The sequence below is a fragment of the Arthrobacter castelli DSM 16402 genome (genome assembly GCF_000430705.1).
Lineage (GTDB): Bacteria > Actinomycetota > Actinomycetes > Actinomycetales > Micrococcaceae > Arthrobacter_C > Arthrobacter_C castelli.
Window position 1 is genome coordinate 118,879 of the sequence record NZ_AUMN01000014.1, and the last position, 10,326, is coordinate 129,204.

Genomic DNA, 10,326 nt, shown 5'->3' on the forward strand with positions numbered 1-10,326 from the left:
TTACAGCTGCAATCCGCCCGACACTGCGCTACTCCGCGCTACTCGGCGGCACCGCGGCTACTCCGCGAAGATCGCGTTGACCACCTGCGAGGCCCAGTCGAGCACTTCGGCATCCACCAGGTCCCGCCCGCCGATGGCCGCGGTCTTCGGCTTGGGAATCAGCACCGCATCCAACGCCGGCTTGACCATGGCCCCGGGATACATCCGCTTCAGCCGCATGGTCTTCGACTCGGGCAGGTCGGCCGGGGCGAACTTGATGAAGTTGCCCTGCGTGGCCACATCGGTCAGCCCCGCGGCCCGCGCCGAGACCCGGAAGCGGGCCACCGAGATCAGCTGCTGCACCGGCGCCGGCGGGTCCCCGTACCGGTCGACCAATTCGGCGAGCACCTCGTCGATGCCCTCGTTGGTGGTGGCCGCGGCGAGCTTCCGGTACGCCTCCAGCCGCAGTCTCTCCCCCGGCACGTATTCGTGGGGCAGATGCGCGTTGACCGGCAGCTCGATCTTCATCTCCTTGACCTGTTCCTCGGTCTCGCCGCGGAAATCGGCCACTGCCTCGCCCACCAGCCGGATATACAGGTCAAAGCCGACACCGGCAATGTGGCCGGACTGCTCGCCACCCAGCAGGTTCCCGGCGCCACGGATCTCCAGGTCCTTCATCGCCAGCTGCATGCCGGCGCCGAGCTCGTTGTTCGAGGCCACCGCCTTGAGCCGCTCCAGCGCGACCTCGCCCAGGGGTTTATCGAACGGATACAGGAAGTAGGCGTACGCCCGCTCCCGCCCGCGGCCCACGCGTCCGCGGAGCTGGTGCAGCTGGGACAGCCCGTAGTTGTCCGCCCGGTCCACGATCAGGGTGTTGGCGTTGGAGATATCCAGGCCGGTTTCGATGATGGTGGTGCAGACCAGCACGTCGAACCGCTTCTCCCAGAAATCGACGATGATCTGTTCCAGCTTCGATTCGCTCATCTGGCCGTGCGCCACCGCCACCCGCGCCTCGGGCACCAGCTGCTGGATGTGCGCGGCGGTCTTCTCGATGGTCGAAACCCGGTTGTGCACGAAGAACACCTGGCCCTCGCGCATCAGTTCGCGGCGGATGGCGGCCGAGGCCTGCTTGTCGGTGAAGGCGCCGACATAGGTCAGCACCGGATGCCGTTCCTCCGGCGGGGTGGCCAGCGTGGACATCTCGCGGATCCCGGTCACGGCCATTTCCAGGGTGCGTGGAATCGGGGTGGCACTCATCGCCAGCACATCGACGTTGGTGCGCAGCTTCTTCAACTGCTCCTTGTGTTCGACGCCGAACCGCTGCTCTTCGTCCACAATCACCAGGCCCAGGTCCTTGAATTCGAAATCGCTGGACAGCAGCCGGTGGGTGCCGATGACGATGTCGATGCTTCCCTCTTTCGCCCCGGCCGCGGTTTCCTTCGCTTCCTTGGAGGTCTGGAACCTCGACAGCGGCCGGACGTGGATGGGGAATCCGGAGAACCGTTCGGTGAGGGTCTCGTAATGCTGCTGCACCAGCAAAGTGGTGGGCACCAGCAGCGCCACCTGCTTGCCGTCCTGGACGGCCTTGAACGCGGCGCGGACAGCGATTTCGGTCTTGCCGTAGCCGACGTCGCCGGAGACCAGCCGGTCCATCGGCACCTCACGCTCCATGTCGGCCTTGACGTCGTTGATGGTGGTCAGCTGATCGGGAGTCTCCACGTACGGGAATGCCTCCTCCAGCTCGCTCTGCCAGGGGGTGTCCGGGCCGAAGGTGAAACCCTTCGAGGCCATCCGCGCCGAATAGAGCTGGATCAGCTCGCCGGCGATCTCCTTGACGGCCTTGCGCGCCTTGCCCTTGGTCCGGGCCCAGTCCGCTCCGCCCATCTTGGACAGCGCAGGGGTTTCGCCGCCCACGTACCGGGTCACCTGGTCGAGCTGGTCGGTCGGGACGAACAGCCTGTCCCCCGGCGCGCCGCGCTTGGACGGGGCGTACTCAAGCACCAGGTATTCGCGGACGGCGGGCGTCGAACCCGCTGAGACCTGCCCGCCGGACGCGGTGGCCCGCTGGATCAGTTCAATGAACCGCCCGACTCCGTGCTGCTCGTGCACCACGTGGTCGCCGGGCTGCAATTGCAGCGGGTCGACGGCGTTGCGCCGCTTCGAGGGCATCCGCCGCATGTCTTTGGTCGACGAGGCGCTGGAGCGGCCCAGCAGATCGGCCTCGGTGAGCAGCGCCAGCTTCAGCTCGTCGAAGACGAAGCCCCGGCCGGCGGTCGCCGTCGTAATTTCAACGATTCCAGCCTGCGGCAGCTGCCCCAGCGACTCCGTCCGGGCAGCGGGAACTGACGCGTCGTGGAACAGTTCGGCCAGCCGTTGCGCCGGCCCCGGCCCGTCGGTGGCCACCACCAGCCGCCACTGGTCCTTGGCCCGGGAGCCGATGAATTCCATCATCTCGGCCACGTCGCCGCGGTAGCCGCGCGGTTCGCGGGCGTTGACGGTGAGCCCGTCGGATTCGAGCTCGTCGTCCACGTTGAAGGAGGTGATGGACCACCACCCCATGGAGCGGGACATCGAGGTCTCACGCGTCTGCGCCAGGGACCGGAAACTGGCCGCTTCCAGGTCGACGCCCAGGTCGATGGGGGCCGCCGCGCCGTCGGAAGCGGTCGACCAGGCCGCTTCCAGGAACTCGGCATTGGTGGCGTTCAGGTCGTGGGCGCGGCTGCGCACTTTTTCAGGCTCGACGACGACACTCAGCGATCCATCCGGGAACTGGTCCACCAGCGGCACCATCGCATCGACCAGCGCGGGTGCCAGCGACTCCATGCCCTCGACGGCGATACCACCGGCGATCCGCTCCAGCATCGAGGCGGCGGCCGGCATCTTGTCCTTCAGCTTCGCTGCCCGGGACATCACCGATGGCGTAATCAGGATTTCCCGGCACGGCGGTGCATAGAGGGATTCGGGCGGCTCCATGCCGCCCGTTCCGGAGGTCGGCGAAGGAATGGAGCGCTGGTCGGCGACGGCGAACCAGCGCATCGACTCGATCTCGTCGCCGAAGAATTCAATCCGCACCGGGTGGTCTTCGGTGGGAGGAAACACGTCGAGGATGCCGCCGCGGACCGCGAACTCGCCGCGCCGGGTCACCATGTCCACCCGGGCGTAGGCCGCCGCGGCCAGTTGTTCGACCATCTCGTCGAATCCTGCCTCTTCGCCCACGGAGACGGAGACGGGCTTGAGGTCGCCCAGCCCGTCGACCAGTGGCTGCACCACCGCCCGCACAGGGGCGACGACGACCCGCAGCGGGTCATCACCGGGATGCTTCAGGCTGCGCAGCACCGCCAGCCGGCGGCCCACCGTGTCCGAGCGCGGGGAGAGCCGCTCATGCGGCAGCGTCTCCCAGCTGGGGAACTCGGCAACCGACGACGGCGGCAGGTAGCTGCGCAGCGACGCTGCGAGGTCTTCGGCTTCCCGGCCGGTGGCCGTCACGGCGAGGATGGCGCCGCCGTCGTCGTCGACGCCGTCGGACATCTCCGCCAGCAGCGCCGCACGCAACCCTGCCGGTGCAGCGATCTGCAATTCCGGGCTGCGTGCCGCCGCGGCCCGCTCCGCCTCCGAGCGGATCCTGGCAACCGACGCGTCGTCCGCCAGCGCCGTTCGCAATCCGTTCAGGGTCATAGCCGTCCGTTCAGGGTCATCACAGGAGAATCCTTCGTCATAAGTCCGCATCGAATATGTGGCATCGGCTGATTGCGGCGCCAGCACAGCACAAATACCCGCCGGAAAACTCGAACCGGCGGTCAAGGTTCAAGACTACGCCTGCGGCGTGAACCAGGAAAAGCTAGGATGATATGCAACATCACCGTCCGGGCCGCCGCTGGGCTCCACTGCGCGCCAGTGCACCACGGCAGCCGGGCGCGCTGAAGGCATTGCTGCCCCAATGGGAGGAAACGAGGAATTATGGCGCTGAGCGCTTCAACCAACCTGCCCGCCGACCCGCAACGGGTCGCCGAAATCTTCACCGACGAAGCCTTCGTCCGGCACGTCAGCGAAAAGGTGGGAGGTTCCCTCGAGTCCTTGACGGTCGACGGCGATGTCGCCGGAGCGTTCACCCTCACCGCGGTCCGATCGCTGCCTGCCAACAAACTGCCCGACCTGGCCAAAAAATTCGTCTCCGGTAAGCTCACCGTCACCCAGACTGAGAAGTGGGAGCCTGCTGCCACTGACGGCGCCCGCACGGCCAACATCTCGTTGAAAGTCTCCGGGGTGCCGGTGGACGCCACAGCCGTGCAGCGCCTGGTGCCGGTCGATGAAGGCACCCGCGTGGAGCTGGAAGGCAACGTCACCTCGTCGATTCCATTCCTCGGAGGCAAGATCGCCGACGCCGCGGAGCCCAAGGTCGGCAAGGCGCTCAACGTCCAGGCCACCGAAGCCCGCAGCTGGCTGGCCCAGGGCTAAGGGAAGAGAGTAACTGCTGTGGCATTACCCCTGCCCTTGGCGCTGGTGCTGATTCTGGCCGGCGTCTGGACCCTGGTCGTCTGGCCACCGTTCCTGCGGCGCATTCTCAAGGACCCCCGCGCCCGCGACGAAGCCGGCCGGGCGACCCGTTTCATGATGGTCCACTTGATGCTGATCTCCACCTCCATGGTGCTGGGACTGGCCACCGCTATCATCGGGATCCGCGCCGCCGTCGGATAATGCGTCAGTCGCACCATCAGCCGGCCAGCGACCCTCCATCGGTAATGACGCGAAATGTAAATTAGATGACGTGACGCCGCGCACGTAGAATGGTTTTTTGGTGAGCCGGGAAGTCTGGTCGGCATAGTTCCTGCCTGCCCAAAGCTACGAGGAGACATTGCATGGCTCACACCGATGACGGCAGAAAACCGGTACTCTCCCGGTCCAGCTACTCCGAGACCGTCCGGATCTCGGAAATACTGCGTAAAGAGACCGTAGGCGGAGCACTCCTCCTGGTCGCCGCGGTGGCTGCACTGATCTGGGCCAATTCGCCGGCCAGTGACAGCTACTTCGCGTTGCGTGATTTCTCCTTCGGGCCGGAGTCGCTGCACCTGAACCTGTCAGTGGGCGCCTGGGCGGCGGACGGCCTGCTGGCCATTTTCTTCTTCCTGGCCGGCCTGGAATTGAAACGCGAGATGGTCGCCGGCGACCTGCGCCGGTTCAGCAAGGCCATCGTCCCCGTCGCCGCGGCGTTCGGCGGTGTCGCCCTGCCGGCAATCATCTACGCCGTCATCAACCTCAGCAGTGGCGCGGAGGCGCTGCGCGGCTGGGCCATCCCGACGGCGACTGACATCGCCTTCGCAGTGGCCGTGCTCGCCGTCATCAGCACCCACTTGCCGTCGGCGCTGCGGCTGTTCCTGCTCACCCTCGCCGTCGTCGACGACCTGATTGCCATCACGATCATCGCCTTCTTCTACACCAGCGACCTGGCACCAATGTTCCTGGGCCTGGCGATCATCCCGCTGGGATTATTTACGCTGCTGGTGCAAAAACGCGTCCGCAGCTGGTATCTGCTGATCCCGCTGGCGGTGATCACGTGGGGCCTGGTGCATGCCTCGGGTGTGCACGCCACGGTGGCCGGTGTGCTGCTCGGCTTCACCGTGCCGGTGCTGCGTGCCGACAAGAACCTGCGCCCGAACGCCGGCCCCGGGCTGGCCGAACACTTCGAGCACCGTTGGCGACCCTTCTCGTCCGGCGTCGCCGTTCCGGTGTTTGCCTTCTTCTCGGCCGGCGTTGCAGTCGGCGGTTGGGACGGCATCACCTCCGCGTGGACAGACACCATCACGCTTGGCATTATTGTCGGGCTGTTCGTGGGCAAGACGATTGGAGTCCTCGGCTCCACCTGGATTGTCACCAAGACCACTCACGCCACCCTGGACAAATCCTTCAAATGGATCGATGTGATGGGTATTTCCATGCTGGCCGGTGTCGGGTTTACCGTCTCATTGCTGGTCGCCAAGCTGAGCTTCGATCCCGGAAGCCTGGCCACCGACCACGCCAAAGTGGGCATCCTGACCGGCTCGCTGGTATCCGCATTGTTGGCAACGGTCGTGTTGAAGGCCCGGGACCGGCGCTACCGCAAGATCCGCGAGGAGGAAACCCGCGATGCCGACCAGAGCGGGAAGCCCGACGTGTGGGAGTCCGGCGGCGGAACGCCGTAGATCATGGCCAGAGCCGGTGTGTACACGGCGCCGTGGTGCACGTGGTCAGCGCGAGGCGAGTAAAGCCTCTTCGGCCGCCACCCAGGACAGCATCGCGCACTTCACCCGCGCCGGATAACGGGAGACGCCGGAGAACGCCGCCGCGTCTCCCAGCACCTCCTCGTCGGCCTCGATGGTCCCCCGCGACCGCAACACGTCCCGGAAGTTGTCCACCTTGGACAGCAAATCAGCCTCGCTGATCCCGCCATCCACGATCTCGGTCAGCACGGACGCTGCCGCCATCGAAATGGAGCAGCCGTCGCCGGCCCAACTGATGGCGGTAATTTGCTCGCCATTGCGTGCCAGTCTCAGGGTGATTTCGTCCCCGCAGGTGGGGTTGTACTGGTGGGACTCCCCCGGCACTGACCCGTCCGGGGCCGGTCGCAGTCCCTCGCCGTGCCGCAGTTTCGAATGGTCCAGAATGATCTGCTGGTACAGCTGCTCCAGTGCACCGCTCATGATCGAGCTCCAAAGAACGACCTCACCGACGCCATGGCCTCGAGGAAGTAGTCGACGTCGGCCGTGGTGTTGTACAGGTACGTGCTGGCTCGGGTGGAGGCGATCAGACCAAGCCGGCGGTGCAGCGGTTGTGCGCAATGGTGGCCCACCCGCACCGCGATGCCCCGGTCGTCGAGGAACTGGCCGACATCGTGGGCGTGGACGCCGGCAATATCGAACGCCGCCAGACCAATGCGCTCGGTGCCCGCGCCGGGGCCGAGCACCCGCACGCCTTCAATCTGCTGCAGCCCCTCGACCAGGCGCCGCCCCAGCGTGGCCTCCCACGCGGCAATCCGTTTGACGCCGGTCTCCTGAAGATAGTTCACCGCCACGGCCAGTGCGGCTGCCTGGGAAATCTGCTGGGTGCCGGCTTCAAACCGGTTCGGAGCCGGCAGGTAGTCCGCTCCCTCCATGGTGACCTTGGTGATCATCGAACCACCGGTGAGGAAAGGCGGCATCGCATTGAGCAGGTCCGCCTTGCCGTACAAGGCTCCGATGCCGGTGGGACCGAGCATCTTGTGTCCGGAGAAGGCCAGGAAGTCGACGTCGAGCGCCTTCACATCCACCGGAAGATGGGGCACCGACTGGCACCCGTCCAACACGGCGAACGCCCCCCGGGCATGGGCCAAAGCGATCAGTTCCTCAACCGGGTTGATGCAGCCCAGCACATTGGAGGCGTGCGTGAACGCAACGACCTTCGTCGCTTCGTTGATGACGGCCGCGGCCTCGTCCATCCGCAACGCGCCGTCGTCGTCCACCGGAATGTAACGCAGCGTGGCACCGGTGCGGAAAGCGAGCTCCTGCCACGGAATCAGATTGGCGTGGTGCTCCATTTCCGTGACGACTATTTCGTCTCCCGGCTGCACCACGAACCGGCGGGAATCGTCCGATCCCCGTCCCGCAGTGGCGTTCGAGAACGAATACGTGAGCAGATTCAGTGCCTCGGTGGCATTTGCCGTCCACACCACCTCGTTGCTGCGTGCCCCGATGAAACGGGCAACGGCTTCCCGTGCCTCTTCGAAGACGTCCGTGGCTCCCACAGCGAGGCTATGCGCACCGCGGTGGACGGCGGCGTTGCGCTGCTCGTAGAACTCCTGCTCCGCTTCGATCACCGACAGCGGGTTCTGCGACGTCGCACCGGAATCCAGGTACACGAGCCCATTGTCATTGACCTGCTGCGCCAGAATCGGGAAGTCATTGCGGATATGGCTGACTTCCCGGTCGTCAATGGCGGCCGTGGCCTCGGTAAGCGTTGTGGGTGTGGGAACCACTGGCACTGCGACAACTCCTCGGGTGGCGGTCTCGGATCTGATCCCGCGCCCAAGCACTAACCCCTCGACGATCACACATTTAGGACACGGAGATCTTGCTTAATTGTCGCACGGCAGCCAGAAGCGGGCACCTTAGGTTTGCCTAGTATTTCGCCAGACACACCCTCACGCATTGAGCCATGAACGGGGCTTCTTCTATCCCTGGCCGCGAAGGACCTTTGCCGACAGGGCGCCCAACCGCCTGACATTTCGAGATTTGCGACCATGCGAATAGTTACGGGCAAGATTCTGCTGACGCATCATTCAGTTTGTGCAAAGATGAAGCACAAGAGCCAGTAGGTCGTCTCGCTTCCGCCTGGGGGCAGTACGGTCGGCCGCCGACTGGGATGCAAGGGGAGGTGTGTGGATGTGCCGGTGAGCCGAGCCCGTCCTGCCACTAATTCGAGGAACCCCATACTGGTTACAGGTGTTCCACGCTCTGGTACGACATGGTTGGCGCGTACTCTGGCGACCGCGTCCGGCGCTGCGTTAGCAGGACGTGAACCGATGAACCCTAGGGGACGACAGTACGGATTGGGCAGGACCTTACAGGGCTGGACGCGCTTGGAGGACCCTAATCGTCGTCAGATCCGGTTGCTCCGATCCAGCTACCGTGGCAACAACCCTTTGGTGCTGAGCCGGTACGGTTACCGCCAGTGGGCGGCTCCGCTGCCATGGACGCAGGTTATTGTGAAGGATCCGTTTGCGATGCTGTCCTTGCCGGCTGTTGCAGCAGCGACCCAAGCACTACCTGTATTGATATACCGTCATCCCGGTGCAGTCTTGTCGAGCTACCGGCGCATGGGGTGGACAGCCGACCTCGAAGATCTCAAAGGCGTCGTGTCATTACCCGATGAACCAAACCTTTACCGCGAAGGTCAGGCAGCCGATCATATTGCCCCCAGCGATGTCGCAGACATGGCTCGGTTCTGGGTAGCCTTAAACCAGCAGGCCCTCGCCGATTTGGAACACCTTCCACGAGCTGTGGTGGTCTCGCATCACGACATTTCCACCGGAAACGCAACTGCCTTAAAGCAGCTTGTCAGGCTTTGCGGTTTGCCTTGGAAAGGGCTCTCTGCGGGGCCCAGAGCCTCGCAGCCGCACGCAGCTGTATCTGTGAATAACTCTTCGGCCCTGCACAACTTTAATCGGGCTCCTGCGGAGGTGGCGCAGGGCTGGCGAAAGTATATTTCGGAACAAGAGGCGTCGATAATCGAGGACATTGCGGGGCCCACGCTGCAGGACCTCGACCTCGAGCGTGCCTCGCTGGTTTAGCTCTGCCTGGTCTTCGACGAACCGATCTATCTGCACCAGGAGGGTTCGTAACCAAGGATCTTGGGAAGTCTCTCGTTCGAATCGTCGAACTGGCCGTCAAGGATGTCCCTGACCGACTGTGGCATTGGAGGGCCTGGCCTCGAATTGGCTTGAATCGGCCCGGTCGGATTCCAATGCCGCAATTCCAGAAAGTCCATCAGCTCTGGCCATTGTTTCATCCCCGGCGCTAGAAATTGGTCGGCGTCCAAAACGGCCACGTTAGGGCGTCCAACCGCCGCGAACATACGTTCCAGCTGTTCGGCATATTGCCCTCGGCCAACGTAGGCGTGGTGTTGGTGGGAAAAAGACTGGTAGGAAGAATCGGCCACCATCTTTTGCACTTCTCCGTCCAGACGTTGTGGCTCCTCTTCCAACGCTTGCTCAAATGGCAACGTTTCGAAGCCCCGGCCAGTTTCCTGCTTATACGCAGAGAATGCCCGTTCGATGGGGTCACGGAGCAATACGATGACTTTTACACTTGGTAATTCAGCCGCAATACGCGCGGCTGCGAGTGGATGAAACAGGTAGTAAGGACTGGCTTCCCCTGTTATGGTCGCTGGCTGTTCACCTGCCCGACGCAGCGGAAAATGCCCGCCGTAGAACTCTGGGCCTCGGGCGAACCTGTCAGCGGTGTCAAAATAGTGGATTCCCTTTGTTATCAAAGGTGGACGGACGTCGGGATGTTCGGCAAGCATCCTGAACAAGCTGGTGGTACCGCACCGCTGGGCTCCCGCTATCAAGAATCCGGGTCGCATTCTATGTGCCGCTGTGAGGCGGCCCATTGCGGTCAGCATCGAACGCGCATGGCGACGACCAGTCGCCTTCAACGCGGTTGCACTCATGGAATAGGCCTCCCAGCTCCGCGGTTTCCATAAACTCACGACAACAACGAATGAAATGTCTTGCTATGTATTGTCGGTTGGTTTGATGATGACGGTTCCGACCAGGGCATTGTCCGTGGCGCTGTTGGCCGTCGCTGTAAGCCCACCAGCACTCGGGCCTGCAACCGG

8 protein-coding genes are annotated in these 10,326 nt (G+C 64.0%); 4 read left to right on the top strand and 4 right to left on the bottom strand.

Features of this window, described 5'->3' with window-relative positions; translation table 11 throughout:
- Positions 1 to 57: 57 nt before the first annotated feature.
- On the bottom strand, positions 58 to 3,654 hold the full coding sequence (mfd, locus tag H535_RS0115465) for a transcription-repair coupling factor (RefSeq protein ID WP_026820264.1): 3,597 nt from the start codon (positions 3,652 to 3,654) through the stop codon (positions 58 to 60).
- 282 nt (positions 3,655 to 3,936) lie between these two features.
- On the opposite strand from mfd, the gene H535_RS0115470 reads away from it, so the two are divergent.
- From H535_RS0115470 to nhaA, 3 genes are all read left to right on the top strand, one after another.
- Positions 3,937 to 4,434: a DUF2505 domain-containing protein gene (locus H535_RS0115470; RefSeq protein WP_026820265.1), complete on the top strand. Its 498-nt coding sequence runs from the start codon at positions 3,937 to 3,939 to the stop codon at positions 4,432 to 4,434.
- Positions 4,435 to 4,452: 18 nt separating this feature from the next.
- Positions 4,453 to 4,674 (top strand): SCO4848 family membrane protein, encoded by a 222-nt coding sequence (locus H535_RS0115475; RefSeq protein ID WP_026820266.1) that lies wholly within the window; start codon positions 4,453 to 4,455, stop codon positions 4,672 to 4,674.
- 161 nt (positions 4,675 to 4,835) lie between these two features.
- The gene (nhaA, locus tag H535_RS0115480; RefSeq protein ID WP_026820267.1) at positions 4,836 to 6,155 is read left to right on the top strand and encodes a Na+/H+ antiporter NhaA; all 1,320 of its coding nucleotides are present in this window, start codon (positions 4,836 to 4,838) and stop codon (positions 6,153 to 6,155) included.
- A gap of 45 nt (positions 6,156 to 6,200) precedes the next feature.
- Here nhaA and sufU read toward each other — a convergent pair whose 3' ends face one another.
- Positions 6,201 to 6,653, bottom strand: a complete 453-nt coding sequence (gene sufU, locus H535_RS0115485) for a Fe-S cluster assembly sulfur transfer protein SufU (protein WP_026820268.1) — start codon at positions 6,651 to 6,653, stop codon at positions 6,201 to 6,203.
- The gene (locus H535_RS0115490; RefSeq protein ID WP_026820269.1) at positions 6,650 to 7,969 is read right to left on the bottom strand and encodes a SufS family cysteine desulfurase; all 1,320 of its coding nucleotides are present in this window, start codon (positions 7,967 to 7,969) and stop codon (positions 6,650 to 6,652) included. The genes sufU and H535_RS0115490 overlap by 4 nt, the downstream gene beginning before the upstream one ends.
- Positions 7,970 to 8,377: 408 nt before the next feature.
- Here H535_RS0115490 and H535_RS25895 point away from each other — a divergent pair, with 408 nt between their 5' ends.
- On the top strand, positions 8,378 to 9,277 hold the full coding sequence (locus tag H535_RS25895) for a sulfotransferase (protein WP_245580343.1): 900 nt from the start codon (positions 8,378 to 8,380) through the stop codon (positions 9,275 to 9,277).
- Between the two features lie 26 nt (positions 9,278 to 9,303).
- Here the strand turns inward: H535_RS25895 and H535_RS28525 are convergent, their stop codons facing one another.
- Complete coding sequence (locus H535_RS28525; protein ID WP_081416732.1) at positions 9,304 to 10,158, bottom strand: sulfotransferase domain-containing protein; 855 nt, start codon at positions 10,156 to 10,158, stop codon at positions 9,304 to 9,306.
- Positions 10,159 to 10,326: the final 168 nt, after the last annotated feature.